The organism is Hymenobacter sp. R533113 (assembly GCF_056835965.1).
Genome location: NZ_JAKWBD010000001.1, coordinates 788,195 through 813,258, shown reverse-complemented (window position 1 = coordinate 813,258; position 25,064 = coordinate 788,195). Strand labels below are relative to the sequence as shown.

Sequence of the window (25,064 nt, the reverse complement as noted above, 5' to 3'; positions counted from 1 at the left end):
GCAAAGCTACTTTTATACGGAGCTAAAATCAGCGATACAGCGCAGTATAAAAAGCCCCCCACAACGATAAATTAGCAGCGCACTGCTCAAACCCTTTAACTGTTGCCTGAAAACTTATCTTTGCTGACATTCCCTGGTAATCCCCACCCTACTCTGCATGAAGTTTTCGCGCATCGTTCCCCTCATTCTGATTTTGTCGTTGGTGGCCATTGTGCTCACCGTGCTGTCAGCTTATAATATGGTGGCGCTGCCACTCGCCGTGCCGCGGATAGCCCGCTGGCTGGCACTGGCCGCGCTGGTGGTGTACGGGTATCAGCGCCGCTCACTCACCTTCTGGATAGTGGTCAGCATGTTTGTGGGGGCCGAAATTGGCAATGACTACCCAGTTTTCGCCCAAAACCTGAAAGTGCTCAGCGACGTGTTTCTGCGTCTGGTGAAAACCATTATTGCTCCCCTGGTTTTTGCTACGCTCGTTGTAGGCATCGCCGGCCACGCCGATTTGAAGCAAGTAGGCAAGATGGGGATTAAAGCGCTGGTGTATTTCGAGGTGGTCACCACGTTTGCGCTATTCATCGGCTTGGCGGCTATTAACCTGAGCAAAGCCGGCGTTGGCATCAGCCAGGCCGGAGCCGATACGACCGAGAAGCTCCAGGCCGTAGAGCAATCTACCTCCGATATCATTCTGCACATCTTCCCCGAAAACATTGCTAAGTCCGTAGCGGAAGGGCAAGTGTTGCAGGTAGTTGTGTTTGCTATCATCTTCGCCATCGGTTTAGCCATGGTGCACGGCAAGCATCGCCGGCCTATGCTGGAAGTGATGGAAAGCCTGTCGGAAGTGATGTTCAAATTCACCAATGTGGTGATGTTCTTCGCTCCTTTGGGTGTGGGTGGAGCTTTGGCTTACACCGTGGGCAAAATGGGTTTTGCGCCCCTGTTCAATGCTTTTCAGCTGCTGCTCACCTTGTATGTGGCCCTTATCGCGTTTCTGCTGCTGGTGCTGCTGCCTATTGCCTTTTTCGCCCGCATTCCAATCAAGCGTTTTATCCAGGCCATCGCCGAGCCGGTGAGCATTGCCTTTGCCACTACCAGCTCGGAGGCCGCTTTGCCGCGGGCTATGGAAGCCATGGAAAGCATTGGGGTGCCACGCCGCATCGTGGCCTTCGTCATGCCGACTGGCTACTCGTTTAACCTCGACGGCACGACGCTTTATCTTTCCCTGGCGGCCGTGTTTGTGGCGCAGGCGGCGGGTGTAGACCTAAGCTTTGGTCAGCAATTGGTTATGGTGTTTACGCTGATGCTCACCAGCAAAGGTGTAGCGGGTGTACCCCGCGCTTCACTCGTTATTCTGCTGGCAACAGTGGCCTCTTTCAACTTGCCCTCGTGGCCGGTATTCATTATTCTGGGTATCGATGCGCTCATGGATATGGCCCGCACCGCCGTGAACGTAATTGGTAACTGCCTGGCTACGGCCGTAGTAGCCCGTTGGGAAGGTGAATTTGTAGACAACTACGTGGCCGCCCCCCTAGATGAACTCGCCGAGGAAGACAGCGCTCTAGCGCAGCACACACACTAAGAATTTACAGCTGCGTTGGCGTCGTTTAGGCGTATTGCAACAGTGAGCGACAGCAAAGTCTGGTGTCATTTTATTGAAAAAATGAAACAGGTCCACTTATTCCTAAGCAGGAATAAGTGGACCTGTTTCATTTGCAAATACGCCAGTTGAGCTTATACATAGCCAATCTGGCATTTATTCAATTTAATGTATTATTTATTGAATAAGCGTAAATAAAGCTCCCCGTCAGGTGCTAAAGTTGTCTTATTTTTGATATAGCCCTGTGCTTATTGCTCTGAATGACAACGCTTATGAAACACGCTCTGCGGTGCCTGACCTTCTATTTACTGTCCGGAATTATCCTATCAGGCTGCAAATCGGCGGATAAAGTATTGTTTAAGGCTTCACAAGCCAGCCTTAGCAGCCGTCTACCGGCTCTGCAGGTTGATGTTGACAATAGCCTGCTCATGGTTTCGGAGGCCACCGAGTATGACGACGCACGCAAGATGTTTGAGCAGGAACTCAATCAGAACATCATTGACGCCACCGACAGCACCAAGTTTGGCTACGTGAAGCTCCTAATAATGGAAGCTTCGGTGTCGCGGCCAGGGCGCGCCTTGCAGGCTTTCCAGATGGTGACCTTACTTACACCCTCCGTGCTGGGTATTCCGCTAGGGTGGTATTGCAGTCGGGTGCGGGCCGAAGTGCAGCTCTATGATGCCCACGGTGAGCTACTGGGCACGTATGCCGGCACGGGCCAATCGTCGGTGCGGGTGGCTATGTACCATGGTTATTCCCAGAGCGACGCCCCACGGCTGGCCGATGTACTAGCCCTGCGCCATGCTCTTGACCAGATCCGGCCCCAGCTGGAGGTAGACGCCGCCGCCCTAAAAACTGAATTCGTAAACCGCGGCCCCATTGAGGTAATAATGGGCCAGACTGTAGCTACGAGTCCGCAGTAAAAAAGCCCTCAGCTACGTAGCTGGGGGGCTTTTTTACTGTGAGTCATGCCGTGAGCTTACTCAAACGCCAGCTCCTGTGGCTGCTCGCGCAATGAGCGCAGCCCCGACAAATCAACGATGCTGAAGCCTACTTTAGAAAGAATAGGCACCACGACGAACAGCAGCTTTTCCGTGAAAGGATCGAGGGCGCCTATGCCCGTGGGGCCGAGCGCCCAAATAAGGGGATATGCAATCCAAAGAATAGTCAGGAAGCTGAGCGCACGGTTATAAACCGAAGCCAAAGCCGGACCCTGACTCTGGGCGCGTCGGCGCACCGGTCCCCAAAGGGTCCACATGATGCCTAGAAAAGCTATTACGCCCAATCCGTACCATACCCAGCGCACGGAGCCGGTAGATAAGTCAGCAATCAGGCCGGTCAGAATCATAAACACGTCGGCCAGCACCAGGCCGCCAATGATAACCCGGTCCTTTTTAATGTAATACATGCCCGTGGAGGCTAGGGCAAACAACAGCAGCGGCGTCGTTACCACCCAATCGAGGTAGCGGGCGAAATGGGTGGTATCGCCGACTTCAGTGGTGCCTTGGCCCGTAGATAGGGCAAAGTAGGCCGTAGCCGACCACACCGGAATCAGAAAAGCCACTAGGTACTCGGCTCGAGGTACGCCGCGCCGGTCAGCTAGGCCCCAGTACAGGAATAAAATGGCCCCCAGAATCATGCAGATTATATAAATGGAGTAAAGCGTAGTGTCAGTCATAGCGGGTGCTTCGGTTGGTGTATTTGTTTGTTGATACCCGACCTAATTTGTATATGTTACAATTCTGATAAATTTAATCCTATTTTAACCTCAGCTAGGCAGAGCAGGTTATTTGCCTCTGATTCGGTTAAAAAAGCTTGAGCCCGCGTAACTTTTGTCCCTCTTCTGTTGACTTTATAAAGGCCTGGGGGGCATTTGTATTCTCGCCTCCCCCTATCTTTACCGGCTATGATACGTAAATTATTTACCTGGCTACTGGGCCTGCTGGTGGCTACGGCCGTAAGTGCCTGCTGCGGCAGCGTATCCTGCGAGTGCGACGATACTTTGGAAGATGCCATCTACTTTCAGTTCAACCTCGCTGACTCGCTGGGCGCTACCGGCTTCCGGTCCGCCGATGTAGATACCGTCGTGTTGGTGCGCTACCCTTACGTTGATCCATTGGTGCAGCTACCACCCAACGCGCCCAAAGTGCCCAATGATACTGCCCGCATTATCCGCTCCCGTGCGCTGGCGGCTGAGCCCATCATCCTCAATACTACTGCTCCCTTTACCGCTGGCGGTGGGCGCAAGCTCGACGCTTACAAGTACCAGCTCTTCGTAGTTCGGCGCTTCCCAGCCGGCACTACTCCCCGCCGCGAAACAGTTTTCTATTCTCTCGATTCCATTACGCTGGCGGGCAAGTTCGTAGGCGATGGATGCTGCACGTGCTATCAAAATGAGGGCAAAAAGCTGCGCGTAACGAAGGCCGAACAGCCTAGCACTTCGGGCACTGTTTTAGACATAACCTCAGCCGTAGGCGACGAGCCCAAGCCCGTTGTGCTTAGCCGCTAGAGTACCGGTACTGAACGTGCAGCTAGCAGTATTCAGACTCACTTATCTTGCGTATACTAGCGGTGCCGTGCTAAATGGCTGTTGTTTGTAAATCAATTCATTATCCTCGGGGTAATACGCTTTATCATGCTCAAAGAACTATCTCCTCACGTCGCCACGGCCTTTCCCTTCACCACGACTCTGAGCCTGGAGCCGCTGATTGCGTATTGGCAGGCCCGCGAAACTGATTCTAATCCGGGAGTGGCGCTGCTGGCCCGCTCCATCGGCGAGCAGGTGGCCGCCGCCGATTGGGCCCGCGGCCCCATCCTCGACCATGCGGCCATTGAGTGCAACTGCGACTTAGTAGAGACGCTCATGCTGGCTGTAATTCCAGCCGCGTCCTTCCAAACGGCTATTAGCGGCGTTATTCCGCCCTTTCAGCGCTACAGCTTTTATCATACGCCCCGCTTTGCGGAGGTGCTGCTCAATCCGCAGCAAAACATCAAGCAACCGCTGAACGTGGATGCGCGCACCATGGAAGTGTACATGGCGCGGATGGCCTACGCCCTGATTCTGGACAAGGTATATGGCGTGAAGCTGCCCATTACGGGCTCCATCACGTTTACCGTACCCGACTATAACATCGGCCTGTATCGTCACTATAGCGTCGATTTCGACTCTACGTTTCTGGATGTGCGCGTGGTGGGTGAGCGGCCCGCGCTTACGTCGGCGCAGCTGGACACGCTGACGCACAACCTGCACCGCACCGACTTGTGGCAGGAGCTTTTGCCCCCCGGCAACTTTGAGTTGGTGGGTTTTAACATCCTGAATCTGACCGACGTCACGGAACAGGAAATTCTCTCGGAGCTGAAGTACGACCTGCTGGAGCGCGACGTGCTACAAGCCTCTGACCGCCTCGAGCAGATTCAGGAAAAGCTGCGGGTGCTGTTTGGACGGCCTTTTCTACAGTTGGGCATTGCTGCTTACGATGAGAAGAAAAAGGCTTTTGTAGACTTTGGCCGCAAGATTAACCATAGCTTTCTGACCAAGCAGCTAGCTCACCAGGAGGTCGGTAGCGGCTTCCGCCAGATTTATTCCCAGCTCTGGCAAGACCGCCAGCCACTGGTACTGGCAGATGTAGAGCAGGCCGACATTCCCGAAGATTTGCGCCAGCAGATTCTGGGCATCGGTATTCGCAGCGCAATTCTGGCCCTGCTCCCTTATGGCGACGATACGGTTGGCTTGCTTGAGCTGGGCTCGCCAAATGTGAACGACCTGGATGAGTTTTGCCTGGAGAAAGTTAACCAGTTTGTGCCCCTGTTCGCGGTGGCGGTAAAGCGCAATGCCGAAGAGATACAGACGCGCGTACAGGCAATCATCAAGGAAAAGTTTACGGCCATTCACCCCACCATGGAGTGGCGCTTTACCGATGCGGCGCTGAACCTACTGGCTAAGGTAGAAGAAGGCAATAAAAACGCTGAGATAGAGCCCATTGTGTTTCACGATGTATATCCGCTGCATGGCTCCAGCGACATTCGCAGCAGCAGCACGGCCCGCAACGACGCCATTCAGGGCGACTTGATTGAGCATCTTACCCTGGCGAATAAGGTACTAAAAAAGGCCTCGGAGTTTCAGGCCCTGCCTATTCTGGATGAGCTCAAGTTCTACGTCTCCAAGCACTTACGCCGCTTGCGCCAGGGCATCCTGACCGGCGATGAAGTAAGCATTTTTGAGTCGCTGAAGACGGAAGTAGAGCCCCTGTTCGATTATTTATCCCAGAATACCCCTGACCTGCGACCCGTTATTGCGAACTATTGGTCCAATATGGACCCCGATCTGGGCATTCTGTACAAGCGCCGCAAGGAGTTTGAGCAGAGCGTAACTTTACTTAATGACACTGTAAGCGACTACCTCGATGAGGAAGAGGAAAAGGCGCAGGAGATGTTTCCCCACTACTTTCAGCGCCTCAAAACCGATGGCGTAGAACACAATATCTACGTGGGTGCCTCGCTGGTAGAGAACAAGCCCTTCGACTTGGTTTTCCTGAAAAACCTACGGTTGTGGCAGCTGCTGGTAATGATAGAGATTACCCGCCGGACTACCCTGCTTCGGGACAAGCTGCCGGTGCCGCTGGAAACTACCCAGCTGATTCTCATTCACGGTCAGCCGCTTAACATCCGCTTTCGCCTCGATGAGCGCCAGTTTGACGTGGATGGTGCCTACAACATCCGCTATGAAATCATCAAGAAGCGGATTGATAAGGCCACGGTGCTGGGCACGGGCGAGCGGCTAACGCAGCCCGGCTACATTGCCCTCGTCTACGCGCAGCAGCGCGAGGCCGATGAATACCTCGAATACCTAGATTATCTTCAGGACCGAGGACTTTTGGAGCCGGAAGTAGAAGAGCTGGAGCTGGAGGAATTGCAAGGCGTCAAAGGGTTGCTGGCTCTTCGGGTGAAGGTGAAGCCCTAATATTCTGCTGAATAGATTTTTTATTATTTGATAATCAGTAGCTTGTGGGCATTAACAGTTCTTTTCATTTTTGTATGGCTTTCAGCATCTACCACAACCTGCGAACGGACAACCAATACAAAGCGGCAACCGGGCTAACTCAAGTTCAGTTCGACCAGCTTTACGAGCTATTCGCGCCTTTTTATGAACCCAAAATCCCGCAACCCTACCTAAAATCAAACCCGGTTTTAACCGATACACGCGAAGCCTTATTTTTTATTCTGCACTACTATAAAGCCTATCCCACGCTGCATAATATGGCCATCTACTTCGGCTTTTCTGAATTTGCGGTGAGCCAGTATTTAGAGCGACTAAAACCGTGTTTAAAAGCAGCTTTGCAAGCACAAGGCCTGACACAACGCGTTTTATTTACCAAGCAGACGCAATTTGACGACCTCTTCGCGGGTATCGACGATTTAGTCATTGACGTAACCGAAGTTCCGATTGAACGGGCTGCTAATCAGCAGCTTCAGGAGGAATTTTATAGTGGTAAAAAAAGGCACACCCTGAAATGGTTGCTCATCTGCTCGCTCAGCGGCCGGCTGTTGTGGATCAGCAAAGCCTATAGTGGCCGAACGCATGACTTCACTATTTTCAAAGAAATTTTCGCACATATAACCTTAAAAAACTATCGGATTCATGTGGATGCAGGCTTTGTGGGTATTAAAAAATTTATTAACTGCAAGTATGTTTTTATTCCTTTTAAGGCGCGAAAAAATCATCCACTCACGCCACTCGAACGTCTTATTAATCAGGTGTTGGCTCCACTTCGCGTCGTGGTGGAGAATGTCATTGCACGACTCAAATCGTTTTTCGTGCTTCGTACAACCAACCGGATGAGAAAAAAGGAAAAGCTAACCGATGCCTTCGCTTTGTGCGCCGAAGTAGCACATTTCAAGAATATCTGCTCAATCTGCTGATTATCAAATAATAAAAACTCTAATGAAGAAGTGAGCTTAGTCAACCACTTCTTCATTCAACGAAGCCTTCTCTCGCCACCACAAGTGCAGGCCCGTGCGCAGCACAATGAGCCAGGCCAAGCCAGCGGCGAAGCCAGCCAGCACATCGGTGGCGTAGTGCACATGCAAATACACCCTGCTCAGACCAATGACAAAGGCCCACAGCAGCAATGTCAGCGCCCAAGCTGGGTGGCGGCCATGACGCCACAGCAGCCAGGCCAAACAGCCATATAGAGCTAACCCAATCATGGCGTGGCCACTGGGAAAGCTTAGGCCGTATTGCTGCAACAGCGCCGTATCGGGGCGCAGACGGTGGAAATGAGTTTTTAGGAGTTGATTCAGTAGGGCCGAACCGGCTATGGCCCAGAATACCTCCAGGCCTTCGCGGCGGTAGTTGCGCAGGGCTAACCCTGCGGGCAGCAAGATGGCGGTAGCCACCAGGAATGGCGCAGAGGCAAAAAATGTAACCCCGCGCATTAGCGGCGTAAGCGCGGGCCAGTGGACTCGGTGCGCATCCATCCACTGGAATGCGGCCTCATCCAGCGCCTCCGACTGCTGCTCGAAGACAATGCGCGTGAGGTAAAAAAACACCACGAACGCCGTTAGAAACAACACGCTAACCAACACAATTTCTGCCGTCAGCAGTCCTAATAGTCTCAGGAATTTGGTAGTGAGGTTTTTCATACCGGAAAATAGCGCATCACCTATTTCCTTCTCACTATTCTTTCTTCAAAGAGTAAGCAAGTCAGCTTTTAGTCTTCAAGTACGAACCTGAGGGTTGATACGAATCTGGGGGGCTTTTTAGTAGCTTAAAAACAAAAAAAGCTGATCCCGAAGGACCAGCTTTTTGTTGTGCGCTCGGGGAGACTCGAACTCCCACACCTTGCGGAACTGCCGCCTGAAGACAGCGCGTCTACCAATTTCGCCACAAGCGCAGCATAGGTTAAATTACAATTTCCTCGTGTGAAGTGCTTTTTAACGCTGCAAAGATAGGAGCAGCCGAGGCTTTTCGACAATTCTTTTCTCAAAAATTTCTACTCACCAAGCCGCTAGCCTAGCTTGCAGGCTGTTCTTCAACGGATTGCAGGCGGCGTTTGAGCCGTTTTTTTGTTTGAAACTCAATACGCCGCAACACTGGAATAGCAATCAGCAGCCATACAATGCCGGCGGTGAAGCCCGCCAGCACGTCGGTGGCGTAGTGCACGCGCAGATACACGCGCGTGAGGCCAATGAGCAGAATAAGAAGGCTCAGAAGTGCTATCAGAAACCAGCGCCAGGTGGGACGTCGTACGTGGGTATATATCAGATAAATAAGCAGGCCATAGAAGGAGGCGCTAATCATGGCGTGGCCGCTGGGAAAGCTCAGCCCCGACGCGGAGGTGAGCGGCAGCAAAGGCCGGGGCCGATTATAAACATTCTTCAGCACCAGATTGAGCGAGATGCTGCCCAGGGCCACCACCGGGATAAGCAGGGAATACCAGCGGTGGCGGCGACGGAATAAAAACCACCCAACCAGCGTCAGGGCCACGGTGGTAATGAAATTGCGCGAAGCCAGAAAGGTGATGGTTTCTACCCAGGTCTGGCGCTCGGTACCCATCAGGTTGCGCGCCCAGCGAAAAGCCTGCGCATCAAAGCGGGCCGCATCCTGGTCGAACACTTCCCTGCTTACGGCCAAAAAGAACACCACGCCCGCTACTCCCAGGGTCAGCGTAATGGCAAACTCGGTGATGAATAATAAGAAGCCCGCCAGTAAGCGGCGCAAAGTATTGGTCATGGAAGGTGAATATGGGTTGCGAAGCGAGTACGCCGCATGCTTTGCTATGTTTATATAAATCCCAGAAAGTACATTCCAGACATTAACACCTGCGTTAAGGCTTACTTTGGTAAGGTGTAGTTTCAACTCTTTACTTTCAACGCCTACAACATCCACGTCAAAGGCCGTACTCATAGAACGTAAATCAGGCTCTTTCGATTTTGTGGCGGCTTTCTACGATCCGCTGGCGCACATGGTGTTTGGCTCGGCTTTGCAGCGGGCACAGCAAGCGGCATTGGCCCATTTGCCCCCCGATGCCCCGTACGTGCTTATTGTGGGCGGCGGCACCGGTTGGGTGCTCCTGGAAACGCTGCGGCGACGACCGGCGGCGCGCATTCTGTACCTGGAAGCTTCGGCGGTTATGCTGCGCAAGTCGCGGGCATTGTTGCAGCGGCAAGCGCCTGCTCACATCGCGCAGGTTGAGTTCAGGCTGGGTACGGATGCCGATTTACCCCTCGGCGCTCAGTTTGACGCCATTGTTACCTTTTTCCTGCTCGATTTATTTGTTCTACCTGATCTGAGGCTGCTCCTCCAGCGCCTGCAAGCGGTTAGTCGCCCTGATACGTTTTGGCTGGTGGCCGATTTTTGCCCCCAGAGGCTTGGTGGCAACGCTGGCTGCTGGGAGTGATGTATCAGTTTTTTCGGCTAACGGCTAATATCAAAGCCCGAAAGCTGCCGCCCTGGCCAGAAGAGTTGGCCCGACTCGGCCTGAATCGGGTAAGTCAGGAGCGGTTTTTTGGAGGAATGGTGGAAGCGACTGCGTTCAAGCTTCCTACGTAAAGTATCCCAATCAAAATTTTTACGCCGCTGCTTTCACCCGAAAAAACCCCCGGTATAAGCTATGTGCGCCGGAGGCTTTTTTAGTTGAATGGCACAACACATATTTGGCTCAAGGGCATGAAAAATCACCCATTTTTACCTTTCCACTCTCCCTTCTACCCCACCTATTCCATGCGGAAAATCAATATCTACCTCCTGTTTGCTCTTGTTCTTTCCAGTGCAGCACTGGCCCAGGCGCCGGTGCAATACAGCGTAGCTTTTCCGAACGCGGTGCACCATGAAGCGCAAGTGACAGTGGTTTTTTCTGATCTAAAACCCGGCCCATTACAGGTGCGCATGGCGCGCAGCTCGCCAGGCCGCTATGCCTTGCATGAGTTCGCCAAGAACGTATATACTGTAAAGGCTACCGACTCCAAAGGCAAAGTGCTGAGCATCACACGCCCCGACCCTTCCGGCTGGGACGTCGTCGGCCACGATGGCACCGTGCGCTTTAGCTACACGCTCTTCGGCGACCGTACCGACGGCACCTACGTGGGCATCGACGAGCGCCACGCCCACCTGAATATTCCCGCCACTCTGGCTTACGCTCGCGGCCTCGAGGAGCGCCCCACCCAGGTACGGTTTGAGTTGCCCACCAGCTGGCAGGTAGCCACGCAACTGCACCCCGAAACGGCCGCCAACACGTATTTTGCCCCCCACCTACAATACCTTATGGACTCGCCTACTTCTCTGGGTGCCCAGCAGGTGCGCACTTGGCAGGAGCAAGGCAAAACCATTGAGCTAGCGGTGCTGCACGATGGCACAGCGGCTGAACTGGACGCATACGCCGACCAGACCAAGAAGATTGTACGCGAAGCCAGCGCCGTTTTTGGTGAGCTGCCGGCTTTCGATTTCGGGCGCTACACCTTCATTGCCAACTACTTGCCTCAAACCAGCGGCGATGGTATGGAGCACCGCAACTCCACCTCCCTCACCAGCGCCCGCCCCTTGCGCGGACAACAGGCAATTGACAACCTGGGTACCGTATCGCACGAGTTTTTTCATGCCTGGAACGTGGAGCGTATTCGGCCAAAGTCGCTGGAGCCGTTTGCGTTTGACCGCGCTAATCAGAGTGAGGCCTTATGGTTTGCCGAGGGCTTTACCATGTACTACGGCGACCTACTGTTGCGCCGGGCGGGCATTCTCAGCGAGGCGCAGTATATGCAAGAGTTGACGACCATCGTCAACAGCATGGTAAACTCGCCGGGGGCCCGCTTGTACTCGCCGGTGCAGATGAGCCAGCAGGCACCGTTCGTGGATGCCGCGGCGGCTATCGACCCGAATAACCGCGTGAATACTTACCTCTCGTACTATACCATTGGGGGAGCAAATGCGCTGGCGCTTGATCTGCTGTTGCGCCAGCAGTATAAGACCGATCTGGATGCGTATATGCGGGCCGTATGGCAGCAACATGGCCAGGGCCAGCAGAATTTCGCCCCCCAGCGCCCCTACACGCTCCCGGATTTGCAGCGCATTCTGGGCGAAGTTGCCCGCGACACGGCTTTCGCAGGGCAGTTTTTCCGCACGCATATTACTGGTCACGAACTTCCCAACTATGAAGAGCTGCTGGCTCCTGCCGGCCTGCTGGTGCGCAGGGCGCAGCCCGGCCAGCCTACTATGGGGTTCATAGATTTAACTTTTGCCCCCCAGGGCGCCACTATCAGCACCAGCACGCTGGTCGGCAGCCCGCTTTACCTGGCGGGCATCGACCGTGAGGATGTGCTGCTCAAGCTCGACGGCAAAAAGCTGAAGGATCAGAAGGAGCTGCAGAAGCTGCTGGGCAAGCACAAGCCCGGCGACGTGGTTCCGGTAGAGGTTCGCTCCCGCGCGGGAGTGCGCACCGTGCAGGTCACGCTGGCCGAGGTGCCGACGGTAGAAGTAGTACCAGCCCCCACGGCTACGCCCGAGCAGCTGGCGTTTCGGACGATGTGGCTGGGAAGTAAAGTGAAGTAGATAGGTTTGCTGTTTTGATTGAAAATCCTCGTCTCGCGCTTATTTACGCGGTTATTCTGCTCGATGTCATCGTGGGGTCGGCTATCGGGCCGATTCTGCCGGAGTATGTGCGCGCGTTGCCGCAGCCGCAACTGTGGCTGTCGTTGGGCACGGGTCTGTTTTTGGGGGTGCAGCTGTTTTCGGCTCCACTCCTGGGCCGCCTTTCCGACGGCTATGGGCGCCGACCCATCCTGATTTTGTCGGCGGCGGGTACGCTACTGGCCACGACTTTACTGCTGCCAGTGCGCACGGGCCTGTATTTCGTCAATCGGCTGAGCGACGGCCTCACCAACGGCATGTACGCCACCATTCGGTCCGCTATTACCGACATTTCGAACAAAGACGACCTGTTCAAAAATCTGGGCATTGAGGGGGCGATTATCTCTCTGGGCTTTGTGCTGGGACCAATGGCGGCCGGCCTGCTCCTGACCACGCTGGATGTGCCTCCAGCCGACGAAGCGGCCTATGTCTCGGCCTTGGCGGTGAGTCTGGCGGCGGTGAATGTGCTGCTTAGCTTTCTTCTCCCCGAAACCCACAGCCAGCGCTCGCCCGTGCGTGGGGCCGAGCTGCGCGCCGAGCTAAGCCGCGGCCTGAACCCCTTGACGCTGTGGGCCCGGCTGCGCGCCCAGGACACGCCCGCTGGAGACCTCCGTCGCATTGTGCTCATGCAGGTGGCACTTACACTGAGCACGGGCTATTATTTCTACTTCGTGCCTTTTGTGAGTTTGGGCGAGCAGCAGATGGACGCGCAGGCTATATCATACTTTTTCATGTTTTTCGGGGCCTTGAGCATCGGGCTCAACTATGTGTTTTACACCTACTTCGCCGACCGTATCAATCAACGGAGGACCATTTTCTGGTTGGCGACGCTGGGTGTGCCGGTACTGGCCGCCTACGGGCTTGTAGGCTCGTCGCGGGTGAGCCTGTATGTGCTGGTGACACTGGATTGCCTTACCCTTTCCCTTATTCAGGGCTTACTGGAAGGACTGCTGGCCCAGCGCACCACGGAAGCAAACCGGGGCGAAGTCTTTGGCTTGAATCAGGCGTTGCAGGGGTTGGCCAGCTTCGCTACCACGTTGGTGTTCGCGGGTTTATCGGTGCTGGATCTGCGGCTGCCGTGGGCCTGGTTTGCGCTGTGTCTGGGCGCCGTAGCGTGGCAAGCAGGGCGTGGCGCGAAGTTGAGCCCCGTAACCCATCCGTAAATCGCAAAGCACTATCGAAGGCTTTTCTTCGTTGCGAAGAGCAACCTATTCGGTCTGAGTAGGGTCTAGTAATTTCCAGCTTCGTACCTTGAAGTTGCTTTCCGGTTTTTGCTATCAGCCTATGTTTTCCAAAATATCCGCCTTCCTCGTCGCAGCCTGCCTTTGTCTGACGGGCAGCGCTCTGGCCCAAACGCCCCCCGACGCCGAAACGGGTCCATCGGTGCCCAGCTTGCTTCGGTCGCGGATGTCGTATAATTTAAGCGCCGGGGCTATGTTTGCCGGCCGCTTTGGCTCGGCTACTTACCTCAGCCCAACGATGAGCTACCAGGCTACTAACCGCTTGCGCCTGTTCACGGGCCTGACGTATATACGCTCGTTACCGGGCGTGTATTCTTCCCCTACTGCTATTACGGATGGCGGCGGCCCCATTACGAGTGCTCCATTGGCTACGAATAATTACTTGGTGCAGGTTGGCGCCGAATATGCTCTGAGCCCCCGTGTATCCCTGACGGGCACCGCGTGGCGCGACTTCTCCAATTTGCCCCCCGCGCCCGGTATCCGAGGCTTCAGTGGTGGTAATATGGGCTCCGGCGTGAATGCACGCGTGGACTACCACATCACCGAAAACTTCTCCGTGTCTGGTGGGGTGCGCTACTCTACGGGTGCTGCTCCGGGTTATGGCATGGGCATGGGTCCAGGCTCACCCTACGGCTGGTAATTTTTCAGCAAGAATACCTTTTCAAAAATGCCCCCCAGCTTCGGTTGGGGGGCATTTTTTGGCTACAACGCCAATGTATTCCACAGGGCAGTGGTATGCCGCTACTTCAAAGGAACACGTTGCTAAAGGCGACTAAAGTGGCGCCGATAAGGCTTTCAGTAGCGCTTCTAAGTTTCTCAACCTTAATTTTTTATCAGACAAATCCTCGCGCAGGAAGGACTGGACAGTAGTGGCAAATTTATTTATGATTTTGTTGAACCTTTTTACCAAAAACATTAAACATATTTATATTATGCATTGTCTATATCAGACAGTTTCACCTCAACCATTTTTCTCCATGAAAACCATCCTACTTGATGCCCTGACAGTACCAGTAGACGACCCAGTTGCCTTTACCTTCTTTATAGGGTACATGGCAATGGCGGCAGCAGCGGTGTTTTTCTTATTTGAGCGCAGCACGGTGGCTGATAAGTGGAAAACCTCGCTGCTCATTTCGGGATTAATTACTGGTATTGCGGCCGTCCACTACTACTACATGCGCGACTACTATGTGATGTCGCGGACGACGCCGATTGCCCTGCGCTACATCGACTGGACCCTAACGGTGCCGCTGATGGTGGTTGAGTTTTACTTGTTGGTGCGAGCGGCGGGCGCGAAGGTGGCCCTGCTTTGGAAGCTGATCATTGCGGCTCTTGTCATGCTCGTGTTTGGCTACATTGGCGAGGCCTTTACCGATGGCACCATGGGACACTCGGTACTTTGGGGCTCGCTTTCCACGCTGGGCTACCTCTACATTCTGTACTCGGCCTGGATAGGTGAGGTAGCGCAGTTAGCCGCCAAATCCGACTCGGTAGCTGTGCGAAAAGGCGTGCGCGCCCTGGCGTGGTTTATTCTGGTGGGTTGGGCTATCTACCCCATTGGCTATATGGCCATGCCCGGTGGTTGGCTCGGTCCTGATGGTGCCGGCTTGCTGCGCCCTACCGACCTCGACCTGATTTATAACATCGGCGATGCCATCAACAAAATCGGCTTTGGCTTGGTCGTGTACGGTATTGCCCGCAGCGAATCGGCGGTGAAGGCGGCCCCGGTCGGGGTATCGGGCGCGACGGTATAGTACCTTCTTCCTTGCTCTGTACCTAATCTTCCTTTCCCATTAGTCACTGATGGAAGACAAGCCATTCTTCGCGGAAACCAAGCAGCTCTTTGCTTACGTCCGCGACCATGATTTTGCCCAGCTTGCAGCCCTCTGCGATGATGACTTCGGTATTATCGATATCAACGCCGAGGGTGGCACGCTGGTCATTCGCAACCGCACCGAATGGGAGCAGTGGTTTCAGAGTCTCTTTGCACAGCTCACTACCCTCCAAGCTCAAACTTGGTCGGAAATAACCCGTTACGAGGCCGTGCAAACGTCTGAAATGGGATATAGTGTGGTTGATTTCGACCAGATGCTTGTCTTCGGTGGTAAACGCATGCGCTTCTCCTGCCTGAGCACTATCATTTGGAAGAAAGTAGGCGAAACCTGGAAAGAAGCTCGCTACCACAGCTCCCTGCTGGGCGTGCGGGAAGAAACCGAGGCGGCCGCAAACCTATCTGCCTAAGCTGTCACCGCCCTTGTTTGGCTGGTTGTCAGTTTCTCAAAAAAGCCCCCAGCTCCGGCTGGGGGCTTTTTATCTTTTCGCCAAAGTAGTTTGTTTACCTTACCGTGCCTTTTTCCCACTTCACCTTTGCCTTTTATGGCCGCCCGCACCACGTACCGCCGCAACGAGAACCTAACCACTATTCGGCCCAATTACCCAGGCAACAAGATGATTGGCACCGAGTTCTGTAACGGTGAAGCCCTGTACGAGCCCCAGTTTAGCACACTTATACGCTGGCAGCTAACGGAAAATCCGCAGAAGGCAGAGAAGAAAGCCGACACCTGGGTACCGGAAGTAACTGACTGCACAGCCTTTCTAAAGAGCACCCTGGATGGGCTGGTGTGGTTGGGGCACGCTACCTTTCTACTGCGTATCAACGGCACTACACTGCTTTTTGACCCCATCTTATTCTCGTCTTTAGGGTTGCGCCACCGGCATGCGCTGCCCTGCCGTCCCGAGGATATCACGGGCATCGACTACCTGCTCCTCTCCCACGGCCACCGCGACCACCTTGACGAAGCTTCTATAAAGATAATAGCCCGGCAGAACCCCAATATGCAGGTGCTGGCGCCACTTAACATGGCCAAGCTGCTAGGCGGCATGGCGCCCAACCTGAAAGTGCAGGAGGCGGGCTGGTGGCAGCAGTTTGATCTGGGGGGCAATTCGCCGCTCGAAATTACTTATTTGCCGGCCTCCCACTGGCACCGCCGCGGCCTGGCCGATATGAACCGCGTACTCTGGGGCAGCTTTATGCTGCGCGTGGCCGACAAGCTGCTTTACTTCAGCGGCGACAGTGGCTTTGGGGAGCATTTTGAGGAAATAGAAAAGCAGTTTGGCCCCCTCGACACCTGTATTATGCCCATCGGCGCCTACAAGCCCGCCTTCATGATGCAGCTCAGCCACATGGACCCGCACGAGGCCGCCAAAGCCGCCAATATTCTGCGCGCCGGCCACGTAGTGCCTATGCACTACGGCACCTTCAACCTCTCCGACGAGCCCGCCTCCGAGCCTCTGCGCATATTGCAGGACATAGCCAACGGGCAAATGCTGCGGGGTGAGCTGCACGCCCCCGCCGTGGGCGAAGTCATGCGCTGGCAGGATTGGGAATAATTGTCTTCTTTCGTACGAGAGAGGAAAACAGATAGTGCTGAGTGACTGTTGTGTGGAGCTAACCCATACCAGCCACGTCCAGAGTCAGTGTGTTCGTAGGCCGACCTTAGAAGAAACGGCTATACCGTGGCCAGAATGCGGTTTTTGGGGCAAGCTGAAGTCATCCCGCTGGCCCGTTTTTTTAACCTCTTTACAGTACATGGCTTCACGTTCCCCCGGCTTATCCCCTCCTCCTACTCCCTGGCAGCGCCTGACCGGCATGCTGGACACCGAACGTAAGACCATCCGCTTCATTCTTTTTTACGCCATTGTCACCGGCCTGATCAGCCTTACTTTACCCCTGGGGACCCAGGCCGTCTTTAACCTCGTCTCGACGGGCGCCATCTTCGGCTCCACCTATATTCTGATTGGCGTTGTTGTGCTGGGCGTACTGCTGGGCGGCATTCTGTTGATTGGGCAGATGACGATGGTGGAGGCTATTGAGCAGCGCTTATTTGCGAAGGCGGCCCTGGAGTTTGCTTACCGCCTGCCGCGTATTCAGCCCGAATCCTTGGTCGGTGAAAACCCACCGGAGCTCGTCAACCGCTTTTTTGACATTCTTACGGTACAGAAAGGGCTTACTAAGCTGCTGATTGACTTGATGTTTGGGGGCTTTCAAATAGTTTTCGGGCTGCTCGTATTGTCCTTTTACCATCCCATCTTTATTGCATTCGGAATATTCACAATCCTGATGCTAGTGCTGATTTACGTACTACATTATCGGCGGGCGCTGCGCACGAGCATTCAGGAGTCGGCTCACAAGTATGAAGTGGTGGACTGGCTGGAGCAGGTGGCCGGTCGGCTGCCCGAGTTTCGCAACAATGAGCAGCAGCAGCGCCAGGCTATCATGCGCACCGACGAGCTGACTGCCGAGTACCTACGCGCCCGCAATGGCCACTTTAAAGTGCTCAAGTATTATTTTGGCTACGCCATCTTCCTGCGCACCATTCTCATTGGGGGGCTTTTGATTGCCGGCACGCTGTTCGTGGTATCGCGGCAAATGAGTCTGGGGCAGTTTGTGGCGGCAGAGGTTATTATCGTGCAAGTCAGCGCCGCCATCGAAAAGCTGGTAACCGGCATCGGTACCGTCTTCGATATGCTGACCGGCGTGGAAAAGCTGGCGGGCGTGACGGATCTACCCCTACTGGATAACGCCCCGACTGAAACCCATGCTTAACGTATCCAAACAAAATATCCCCCGGAAGGCATTAGAGGAGTTTCCCCTTACCACCCGTCAGGAGCTGCTCGACCCCAAAAGCGGACGCCGCCTGGGCCGCGTCTTGCTGGCCGTTGGGGCTGCTTTCGTCATTGTCCTGTTTCTGCCCTGGCGGCAGACCATTCAGGGCTACGGCCGCCTGACTGCCCTCACGCCCCAGGACCGCCCCCAAACGGTACAGAACGCTATTGCGGGCCGCATTGAACGCTGGGCCGTGCGCGAAGGAGAGCTTGTGCAGAAAGGTGACACTATACTAACCATCTCCGAAATTCAGGATGAATACTTTGATCCTAATCTGCCCGAGCGCTTACGCGAGCAGTTAGCCGCCAAGCGCAGCAACGTGGCCGCCGGCGGCGCCCAGATTGTAGCGTCCAACCAACAGATTGCGGCCCTACGAACGGGTCTGACGGTGCAGCTGGCGGCCGCTGGCAACCGGGTAGAGCAGGCGCGCAATACCGTTACCATCGACAGCGCCGATTTGGTGGCCGTCACCAACTTTTACCAGATTTCCCAAAACCGGCTGGCGCGCTATGAAGAGGGATTTAAAAACGGTCTGTTTTCTCTCACGGATATTGAAACGCGGCGCTTAAAGCTTCAGGAAGATCTGGCCAAGGTGGTAGCTCAACGCAACAAGCTGCTCAATACCCGCCAATCGTTCAGCAATGCCCGCATTGAGCTAGCCGGAATCCGAGCCAGGTACCAGGAAACTTTGGCCAAAACGCAGTCTGACCGTAGCTCGGCCGTATCCAGCCAGGCTAGCTCGGAGGGGGAAGTAGCGGCCCTGCGCAACCGCATTAGCAACGTGGAAGCGCGGCGCGCGCGCTATATCGTGCGTGCGCCGCAAACCGGCTACGTGGTACGGACGCTTAAAGCTGGCATCGGCGAAACCATCAAGCAAGGAGAATCTATTGCCACCCTCCAGCCCGAGGCACCTGTACTGGCCGCCGAGCTGTACGTGCGGGCCATGGATGTGCCCCTGATTCAGCAGGGCCGGCACACCAGGCTACAGTTCGACGGCTGGCCAGCTATTCAGTTCTCGGGCTGGCCTTCGGTAGCGGTCGGCACGTTTGGGGGCGAAGTAGCGGTAATTGACGTGGTAAGCAGTACGGATGGCCGCTACCGGCTCCTGATTCGCCCCTCTCAAACGCCCCAAACAGACCACGACTGGCCAAAGCAGCTGCGCATTGGCTCGGGCGTGTACGGCTGGGTGATTCTGGACTCGGTCCCGGTTTGGTACGAAATCTGGCGGCAATTGAACGGCTTCCCTCCCAGCCTGCAAGCCGAACCAAACAACAGTACGCCCACCCAAGGGCCATCTGACGAAAAGGTAACCCCGTCATGAGGCCCTTTACCTACTCAAACCGCTCATTTGGCTCGTTGGGGGGCAAATTTCGGTTGCTGATCTTGCTTACCCTGGTTTGGCTCGCTGTTACAGTACAAAGTGTAGCTCAGCAGAAGCCAGTCGCACAGCCTATTCCGGGTCAAAGCCGCCAGCTGGCTGAGCCTCAGACTGTCGTTGATACGGCTCAGGTGTTCTCACTGCAAGACCTGGCTGAGATAGTATTCGCTCATCATCCTATTGTAAAGCAGGCAGCGCTGCTCAGTGCCGGGGCGCGGGCAAAGGTGCTACAGGCCCGCGGCGGCTTCGATCCTAACATAGACGCCAGTTTTGACCGCAAAGTATTTGGGGGCACCAATTATTATAACAAATGGGCTAATGAGCTGCGGGTGCCCATTTGGCTAGGCGGCATCGACCTAAAGGCGGGTTACGACCGCTACGTAGGCACTTATATCAACCCGGAAACCAACACCCCGCTGGCGGGCCTGGCAGGCATCGGCCTATCAGTGCCCCTGGGGCAGGGGCTGCTTCTGGATGCCCGGCGCAGCACCTTGCAGCAGGCCCGCATCCTGGTTCAGGCAGCGGAAGCCGACCGGGTAAAGCAAATCAACGAAGTATGGCTGCAAGCGGCCAAAGATTATTGGAACTGGTATTACACCTACCAACAGGCCCTGCTTATTCAGGAGGGAGTAAATTTGGCCGAAGTCCGCTTTCGGGCCATCAGCCAGCGCGTATCCCTGGGTGATCAGGCTCCGGTCGACTCCGTAGAGGCTCGCATCACCATCCAGGACCGTTTGGTGCAGGCCGAACAGATCTTGGTCGAATTACAGAATGCGCGTCTCGTTCTCTCCAATCACCTCTGGAATCAGCAAGGGCAACCCGTAGAGCTACCCGCGCGGGCGGTTCCGCAGCCCACCCGCGTCGGTGACCTTAACGCCCAAGAGCTTCAGCGCCTCACCGACCAAGCCGCGACCCAGCATCCAACACTACTCGGGCTCGGGGCCCAAATCCGACAGCTTGGCGTGGAGGAGCGCTACCGCCGCGAGCTACTCAAACCCCGTCTTAATGTGAGCGGCACCCTCCTCAGTCAAGGCGACTTTTACCAGACCGACGTGCTGCCCGCCTACGATTTTGGGCGCAATAACTATAAGCTGGGGGTTGATTTTGCCTTCCCATTGTTTCTGCGGCAGCAGCGCGGCCAACTCCAGCAGGTTCGCCTCCAAGTGCAGGAAAAGGTATTGGAGCAGCAGCAAAGTCAGCGCACCATTCTTACCCAAATCACCAGCACCTACAATGCGCTCAAGGCTTACGAGCGCCAGCTTACCGTGCAGTCCCAGGCCATTGCCAATCAGCGCACTCTTTTGCAGGCCGAGCTACAGAAGTATGACTTGGGGGAGAGCACCATATTTCTGATCAATAGCCGGGAAACGAAGCTAATTGATCTTTTGATTAAACAGGAGAGCCTACGGGCCAGTTACGAAAAGTCGTTGGCAGAGCTGTATTATTACGCTGGCACCCGTTCACTAGCCGTGGACTAGATTACCTGGCCGGTTCTATCTTTGCGGCTCTCCTTCCCTGCTTCCATGTCCCCCACCCTGATTCTGAGCCTGATTGCGGGCTATTTCGTTATTCTTATTGTCATTGCGCTGCTCACCTCGCGCAAAGCCACCAGCGAAAGCTTCTTTGTTGCCAACCGCAATGCCCCCTGGTACATGGTGGCCTTCGCCATGATTGGTACCTCCCTTTCCGGCGTCACGTTTATCTCGGTGCCGGGCATGGTGCAGTCGCAGAGCTGGAGCTACATGGCGGTGGTAATGGGATATACGGTTGGCTATCTGGTAATCGGCCTGGTGCTGATGCCGCTGTATTACCGCCTGCGGCTGATGTCAATTTATGGGTATCTGGAGCAGCGCTTTGGGTTTTGGAGCTACAAGACCGGGGCCCTGTTTTTCTTGATTTCGCGAGCCGCCGGCTCGGCCCTGCGCTTGTACTTGGTGGCGGGCGTGCTCCAGCTGGCCGTATTCGATGATATGGGCGTGCCTTTCATAGTCACGGTGATTGTCAGCATCATGCTTATTTACCTCTACACCTTTCGTGGGGGGCTAAAAACCATTCTCTGGACTGACACTTTCCAGACGATGGCCATGCTTACCTGCGTGGGCGTGAGTATTTATCTGGTGTCGTCGGAGCTGAATCTGGGCTTCGCGGAGCTGGTGCGCACGGTGAAAAGCAGCGACATGTCGCAGATCTATTTCTCCGATATCAAAGACGACAAGTTTTTCTGGAAGCAGTTTGCCTCGGGCGCCTTCATTACCATCGTCATGACTGGCCTCGACCAGGACCTGATGCAAAAAAACCTGAGCTGCCGCAGCCTCGGCGACGCCCAGAAAAACATGTTCTGGTTTACTATCGTGATAGTATTCGTCAACATTTTGTTCCTCACGCTGGGCGTACTACTGTATAAGTTTGCCGCCGCCAAAGGCATTCAGCTCCCCATCAACGCCGCCACGGGCAAGATCATCGGCGACGACGTATTTCCGCTGCTCGCCACCGAGCACTTCACCTTGTTTGCGGGCATCATTTTCATCCTGGGCATCGTGGCCGTCACGTACGCTTCCGCCGACTCCGCCCTTACGGCCCTCACAACGTCGTTTTGCGTCGATTTCCTTTCTATTCGGCAGTACCCGGAGGCCAAGCAGACGCAGCTGCGCCAGCTTACCCATCTGGGTTTTTCGGTGGTGCTCATCGTCATCATCCTGATTTTCCGCGCCATCAACGACCAGAGCTTGATTACGGCCGTGTTTAAGCTGGCCGGCTACACTTATGGGCCGCTGCTGGGCTTATTTTCCTTTGGAATCCTTACCAGCCGGATGCTGCGTGAGCCGCTGGTGCTGCCCGTGTGCATCGCGGCCCCGTTGCTCACTTTGCTCATCAATGCCAACTCGGAGGCGTGGCTGGGGGGCTATAAGTTTGGATTTGAAATCCTACTGCTCAACGGATTACTTACTTTCCTGGGTCTATTAGCTATTTCGCGGCCCGCGGCAGCAGAAGCAGTGCCGGAGTTGAACCCTACGCGCTAATAGTTGTTGAAAAAAGGATAGGCTACTACTGGTTCGTACCTTTGCGAAACGGTTCTGGTGGGGAAATTTGCCTCTGGCCTGGTTCTATCTTTTTTTCGAAACGTGAAAAACCTCTTCCTTCTGCTGTTGCTTGTGGGGTTGCCGTTGGTGGGTTGGGCCCAACAGCCCGCCAAAAAGCCCCCCACGGAGCTGAAGGCCGGCCAGATGCAGGCCCAGGCCAAGCCCGGTGCCAATCGGCCCGATGTGCCGCCGCAGTTTCCGGGCGGAGCCCAGGCGCTCAATGATTTTTTTCAGCAACAAGTAAAGCATCCGGCCGCCGCGCGCGACAAGTCTATTACCGGCAACGTAGTCACCAGCTTCACGGTGGAAGCGGATGGCCGCGTAAGCAACCCCGCCGTGACCACCAGCCTTTCTCCCGAGTGCGACGCCGAAGCGTTGCGCGTGCTTTCGCAGATGCCGGCCTGGAAGCCTGCTACCCGCAAAGGGCAGCCCGTAGCCGTGCAGGTGCGCCTGCCCGTGCCATTCGGCAACTCATCGATTATTGAAGTGGAGAACCCGAAGGGCAAAATGAAGTTTGAATAATGTAAGTAAGACATGAGTAGTGAGAGGTGAGAAGTGAGATGTTGTGCAGTAGTGTGGCTGTACTGAATAACGTCTCACTTCTCACTTCTCACCTCTCACTTCTAAAATAGAATGGCCCGAAGTGGAATGAATACCAGCGGCACGACCCTCGATTCGGACGCGCCCAAGAAGAAATTAACCAAAGAGAGTTTTCGGCAAGGCTTGCGGATATTCCGCTATGTGCTTCCTTATCGTGTCAAGTTTATCATTGGTATGGTGCTGCTGGTCTTTTCCAGTGCCACTGTTATGGCCTTCCCCTGGGTAATTGGCAAGCTGACCGACGCGGCCAACGGCCGGCCGTTCGTGCTACCTAATGGCAGCGCGCTTACCATCGATTACATCGCCATTGGCCTGTTTATCATAATCCTGTTTCAGGGCGTTTTCTCCTTCGGGCGTATCTGGTTTTTCACCCAGGTAAGCGAGTACACCGTGCGTGATATCCGGCAGGCCCTGTATCGGAAGTTCGTGACGCTGCCGATTCCTTACTTCGAGAAAAACCGCGTTGGCGCTATCACCTCGCGCATCACTTCCGATGTAGGCCAGATTCAGGATACCTTTTCGCTCACGCTGGCCGAGCTGTTCCGCCAGGTCACGACGCTGGTTGTGGGTACTATATTTATCATGATGGTGTCGGTAAAATTGTCGCTGTTTATGCTGGCGACATTTCCGCCCATTGTACTGCTGGCCATGTTTTTCGGGCGCAAAATCCGGGTGTTAGCCAAGGCCACGCAGGATGAGCTGGCCAAAACCAACGTTATCGTCGAAGAAACTCTGCAGGGAATTAATACGGTGAAGGCCTTTACCAATGAGCAGTTTGAAACCAACCGCTACACCGTCTCGCTCACCAATACCGTAAGAGCCGCCCTGCGCAGTAACCGCTACCGCGGTGGCTTTGTGTCGTTTGTAATTATCGGGCTGTTCGGGGGCATTATTCTGGTGCTCTGGCGGGCGGCCTCGCTGGTGGCGGCCGGCCAGATGACCATTGGTGATCTAACGTCCTTCGCGCTTTATACCATCTTCATTGGCGCCTCAGTAGGCGGCTTAGGCGAGCTTTACGGCAAGGTTCAAAGCACGCTGGGCGCCTCGGAGCGTATCCTCGAAATCCTCGATGAGCCGTCGGAGCCGACGCACCGTCCCCGCATGGCGGGTATTGCACCTCTGCAAGTGCGCGGCGACATCGACTATCAGAATGTAGCCTTTAGCTACCCGACGCGTCCCGATTTGCCGGTGCTCAAGGATATCAGCTTCGATATTCAGGCCGGCGAAAAGATTGCTTTGGTGGGCCCGAGCGGCGCGGGCAAAAGCACCATTGTGCAGCTGCTCATGCAATTTTATGAACTGAGCGCGGGCAAAATCCTGATTGATGGGCGCGATGTGCGCTTGTTCGACCTCACGGAGCTGCGCAGCCACATCGGCATTGTACCCCAGGAAACGTTGCTTTTCGGCGGCTCTATTCGGGAGAACATCGCCTATGGTAAAACTGACGCTACCGACGCCGAAATCACGGAAGCTGCCCGCAAGGCCAACGCCTGGCAGTTTATCTCCTCCTTTCCCGAAGGCTTGGATACGGTGGTGGGCGAGCGGGGCATCAAGCTTTCGGGCGGACAGCGCCAGCGCGTAGCCATTGCCCGCGCCATCCTGAAAAATCCCGCCATTCTCATCCTCGACGAAGCCACTTCCTCCCTCGACTCCGAGTCGGAGAAGCTGGTGCAGGATGCGATGGACGAGCTAATGAAAGACCGCACCAGCATTATCATCGCCCACCGTCTCAGCACCATTCGCAAAGTGGATAAGATTCTGGTGATTGATGGCGGCCGTATTGTGGAGCAAGGCCGGCATGAAGAGCTCTCCAACAGCGAGAATGGGCTGTATGCGAATCTGTTGAAGCTGCAATTTGAGTTGTCGTAGCTATTTTTAGGTCCCAAA

Annotated in this window: 21 protein-coding genes and 1 tRNA gene; 18 read left to right on the top strand and 4 right to left on the bottom strand. The window is 55.0% G+C overall.

All coding sequences use genetic code 11. The features are described from left to right. Positions 1–157: 157 nt before the first annotated feature. Both MKZ35_RS03800 and MKZ35_RS03795 read left to right on the top strand, forming a co-directional pair. Positions 158–1,573 carry a dicarboxylate/amino acid:cation symporter gene (locus MKZ35_RS03800; protein WP_482511879.1) on the top strand — a complete coding sequence of 472 codons (1,416 nt, stop codon included), beginning with the start codon at positions 158–160 and terminating at the stop codon, positions 1,571–1,573. Positions 1,574–1,863: 290 nt separating this feature from the next. After that, complete coding sequence (locus MKZ35_RS03795; RefSeq protein ID WP_482511878.1) at positions 1,864–2,514, top strand: hypothetical protein; 651 nt, start codon at positions 1,864–1,866, stop codon at positions 2,512–2,514. 56 nt (positions 2,515–2,570) lie between these two features. Here MKZ35_RS03795 and MKZ35_RS03790 read toward each other — a convergent pair whose 3' ends face one another. Further along, positions 2,571–3,269 (bottom strand): bacteriorhodopsin, encoded by a 699-nt coding sequence (locus MKZ35_RS03790; protein WP_482511876.1) that lies wholly within the window; start codon positions 3,267–3,269, stop codon positions 2,571–2,573. Positions 3,270–3,497: 228 nt separating this feature from the next. On the opposite strand from MKZ35_RS03790, the gene MKZ35_RS03785 reads away from it, so the two are divergent. The 3 genes from MKZ35_RS03785 (at position 3,498) to MKZ35_RS03775 (ending at position 7,510) form a co-directional block, all read left to right on the top strand. Then, positions 3,498–4,100 carry a hypothetical protein gene (locus tag MKZ35_RS03785; protein WP_482511874.1) on the top strand — a complete coding sequence of 201 codons (603 nt, stop codon included), beginning with the start codon at positions 3,498–3,500 and terminating at the stop codon, positions 4,098–4,100. Positions 4,101–4,226: 126 nt separating this feature from the next. Next, positions 4,227–6,551, top strand: a complete 2,325-nt coding sequence (locus tag MKZ35_RS03780; RefSeq protein ID WP_482511873.1) for a GAF domain-containing protein — start codon at positions 4,227–4,229, stop codon at positions 6,549–6,551. Between the two features lie 74 nt (positions 6,552–6,625). Next, a complete protein-coding gene (locus MKZ35_RS03775; RefSeq protein WP_482511702.1) occupies positions 6,626–7,510 on the top strand; it encodes a transposase in 885 nt (294 codons plus the stop codon). Positions 7,511–7,546: 36 nt separating this feature from the next. Here the strand turns inward: MKZ35_RS03775 and MKZ35_RS03770 are convergent, their stop codons facing one another. The 3 genes from MKZ35_RS03770 to MKZ35_RS03760 all read right to left on the bottom strand — a co-directional run bounded on the left by MKZ35_RS03770 (position 7,547) and on the right by MKZ35_RS03760 (position 9,323). Then, complete coding sequence (locus tag MKZ35_RS03770) at positions 7,547–8,233, bottom strand: phosphatase PAP2 family protein (RefSeq protein WP_482511871.1); 687 nt, start codon at positions 8,231–8,233, stop codon at positions 7,547–7,549. A 169-nt stretch (positions 8,234–8,402) separates the two neighbouring features. Then, a tRNA-Leu gene (locus MKZ35_RS03765) sits at positions 8,403–8,484 on the bottom strand. A 119-nt stretch (positions 8,485–8,603) separates the two neighbouring features. Next, positions 8,604–9,323: a phosphatase PAP2 family protein gene (locus MKZ35_RS03760; RefSeq protein WP_482511870.1), complete on the bottom strand. Its 720-nt coding sequence runs from the start codon at positions 9,321–9,323 to the stop codon at positions 8,604–8,606. A 202-nt stretch (positions 9,324–9,525) separates the two neighbouring features. Between MKZ35_RS03760 and MKZ35_RS03755 the strand changes: the two genes are divergently transcribed. The 13 genes from MKZ35_RS03755 to MKZ35_RS03695 all read left to right on the top strand — a co-directional run bounded on the left by MKZ35_RS03755 (position 9,526) and on the right by MKZ35_RS03695 (position 25,046). After that, positions 9,526–9,990, top strand: a complete 465-nt coding sequence (locus MKZ35_RS03755; protein ID WP_482511869.1) for a class I SAM-dependent methyltransferase — start codon at positions 9,526–9,528, stop codon at positions 9,988–9,990. Between the two features lie 323 nt (positions 9,991–10,313). Further along, positions 10,314–12,134, top strand: a complete 1,821-nt coding sequence (locus MKZ35_RS03750; protein WP_482511868.1) for a M61 family metallopeptidase — start codon at positions 10,314–10,316, stop codon at positions 12,132–12,134. Positions 12,135–12,148: 14 nt separating this feature from the next. After that, positions 12,149–13,375, top strand: a complete 1,227-nt coding sequence (locus MKZ35_RS03745; protein WP_482511867.1) for an MFS transporter — start codon at positions 12,149–12,151, stop codon at positions 13,373–13,375. 121 nt (positions 13,376–13,496) lie between these two features. After that, positions 13,497–14,093 (top strand): hypothetical protein, encoded by a 597-nt coding sequence (locus MKZ35_RS03740; protein ID WP_482511866.1) that lies wholly within the window; start codon positions 13,497–13,499, stop codon positions 14,091–14,093. A 337-nt stretch (positions 14,094–14,430) separates the two neighbouring features. Then, the gene (locus MKZ35_RS03735; RefSeq protein ID WP_482511865.1) at positions 14,431–15,207 is read left to right on the top strand and encodes a bacteriorhodopsin; all 777 of its coding nucleotides are present in this window, start codon (positions 14,431–14,433) and stop codon (positions 15,205–15,207) included. A 49-nt stretch (positions 15,208–15,256) separates the two neighbouring features. Beyond that, complete coding sequence (locus tag MKZ35_RS03730; protein WP_482511864.1) at positions 15,257–15,694, top strand: nuclear transport factor 2 family protein; 438 nt, start codon at positions 15,257–15,259, stop codon at positions 15,692–15,694. 135 nt (positions 15,695–15,829) lie between these two features. Continuing rightward, entirely contained in the window at positions 15,830–16,843 is a 1,014-nt protein-coding gene (locus MKZ35_RS03725; protein ID WP_482511863.1) for an MBL fold metallo-hydrolase, read from the top strand. 199 nt (positions 16,844–17,042) lie between these two features. After that, positions 17,043–18,059, top strand: a complete 1,017-nt coding sequence (locus MKZ35_RS03720) for an ATP-binding cassette domain-containing protein (protein ID WP_482511862.1) — start codon at positions 17,043–17,045, stop codon at positions 18,057–18,059. Next, complete coding sequence (locus MKZ35_RS03715; protein ID WP_482511861.1) at positions 18,052–19,440, top strand: HlyD family secretion protein; 1,389 nt, start codon at positions 18,052–18,054, stop codon at positions 19,438–19,440. The genes MKZ35_RS03720 and MKZ35_RS03715 overlap by 8 nt, the downstream gene beginning before the upstream one ends. Further along, positions 19,437–20,975 carry a TolC family protein gene (locus tag MKZ35_RS03710; RefSeq protein ID WP_482511860.1) on the top strand — a complete coding sequence of 513 codons (1,539 nt, stop codon included), beginning with the start codon at positions 19,437–19,439 and terminating at the stop codon, positions 20,973–20,975. Before MKZ35_RS03715 ends, MKZ35_RS03710 begins: the two co-directional genes overlap by 4 nt. 45 nt (positions 20,976–21,020) lie before the next feature. Further along, the gene (locus MKZ35_RS03705) at positions 21,021–22,517 is read left to right on the top strand and encodes a sodium:solute symporter (protein WP_482511859.1); all 1,497 of its coding nucleotides are present in this window, start codon (positions 21,021–21,023) and stop codon (positions 22,515–22,517) included. A 102-nt stretch (positions 22,518–22,619) separates the two neighbouring features. Further along, the gene (locus MKZ35_RS03700) at positions 22,620–23,099 is read left to right on the top strand and encodes an energy transducer TonB (protein WP_482511858.1); all 480 of its coding nucleotides are present in this window, start codon (positions 22,620–22,622) and stop codon (positions 23,097–23,099) included. A gap of 111 nt (positions 23,100–23,210) precedes the next feature. Continuing rightward, entirely contained in the window at positions 23,211–25,046 is a 1,836-nt protein-coding gene (locus tag MKZ35_RS03695; protein WP_482511857.1) for an ABC transporter ATP-binding protein, read from the top strand. The last annotated feature ends 18 nt before the right edge of the window (positions 25,047–25,064 follow it).

What these genes read in the sequence shown, in the direction of transcription:
- MKZ35_RS03705 (WP_482511859.1), top strand. Translation starts at nt 21,021, where the DNA reads ATGTCCCCCACCCTGATTCTGAGCCTGATTGCGGGCTATTTCGTTATT.
- MKZ35_RS03750 (WP_482511868.1), top strand. Translation starts at nt 10,314, where the DNA reads ATGCGGAAAATCAATATCTACCTCCTGTTTGCTCTTGTTCTTTCCAGT.
- MKZ35_RS03730 (WP_482511864.1), top strand. Translation starts at nt 15,257, where the DNA reads ATGGAAGACAAGCCATTCTTCGCGGAAACCAAGCAGCTCTTTGCTTAC.
- MKZ35_RS03775 (WP_482511702.1), top strand. Translation starts at nt 6,626, where the DNA reads ATGGCTTTCAGCATCTACCACAACCTGCGAACGGACAACCAATACAAA.
- MKZ35_RS03780 (WP_482511873.1), top strand. Translation starts at nt 4,227, where the DNA reads ATGCTCAAAGAACTATCTCCTCACGTCGCCACGGCCTTTCCCTTCACC.
- MKZ35_RS03725 (WP_482511863.1), top strand. Translation starts at nt 15,830, where the DNA reads ATGGCCGCCCGCACCACGTACCGCCGCAACGAGAACCTAACCACTATT.
- MKZ35_RS03735 (WP_482511865.1), top strand. Translation starts at nt 14,431, where the DNA reads ATGAAAACCATCCTACTTGATGCCCTGACAGTACCAGTAGACGACCCA.
- MKZ35_RS03785 (WP_482511874.1), top strand. Translation starts at nt 3,498, where the DNA reads ATGATACGTAAATTATTTACCTGGCTACTGGGCCTGCTGGTGGCTACG.
- MKZ35_RS03790 (WP_482511876.1), bottom strand. Translation starts at nt 3,269, where the DNA reads ATGACTGACACTACGCTTTACTCCATTTATATAATCTGCATGATTCTG.
- MKZ35_RS03795 (WP_482511878.1), top strand. Translation starts at nt 1,864, where the DNA reads ATGAAACACGCTCTGCGGTGCCTGACCTTCTATTTACTGTCCGGAATT.
- MKZ35_RS03740 (WP_482511866.1), top strand. Translation starts at nt 13,497, where the DNA reads ATGTTTTCCAAAATATCCGCCTTCCTCGTCGCAGCCTGCCTTTGTCTG.
- MKZ35_RS03760 (WP_482511870.1), bottom strand. Translation starts at nt 9,323, where the DNA reads ATGACCAATACTTTGCGCCGCTTACTGGCGGGCTTCTTATTATTCATC.
- MKZ35_RS03695 (WP_482511857.1), top strand. Translation starts at nt 23,211, where the DNA reads ATGGCCCGAAGTGGAATGAATACCAGCGGCACGACCCTCGATTCGGAC.
- MKZ35_RS03800 (WP_482511879.1), top strand. Translation starts at nt 158, where the DNA reads ATGAAGTTTTCGCGCATCGTTCCCCTCATTCTGATTTTGTCGTTGGTG.
- MKZ35_RS03770 (WP_482511871.1), bottom strand. Translation starts at nt 8,233, where the DNA reads ATGAAAAACCTCACTACCAAATTCCTGAGACTATTAGGACTGCTGACG.
- MKZ35_RS03720 (WP_482511862.1), top strand. Translation starts at nt 17,043, where the DNA reads ATGGCTTCACGTTCCCCCGGCTTATCCCCTCCTCCTACTCCCTGGCAG.
- MKZ35_RS03715 (WP_482511861.1), top strand. Translation starts at nt 18,052, where the DNA reads ATGCTTAACGTATCCAAACAAAATATCCCCCGGAAGGCATTAGAGGAG.
- MKZ35_RS03710 (WP_482511860.1), top strand. Translation starts at nt 19,437, where the DNA reads ATGAGGCCCTTTACCTACTCAAACCGCTCATTTGGCTCGTTGGGGGGC.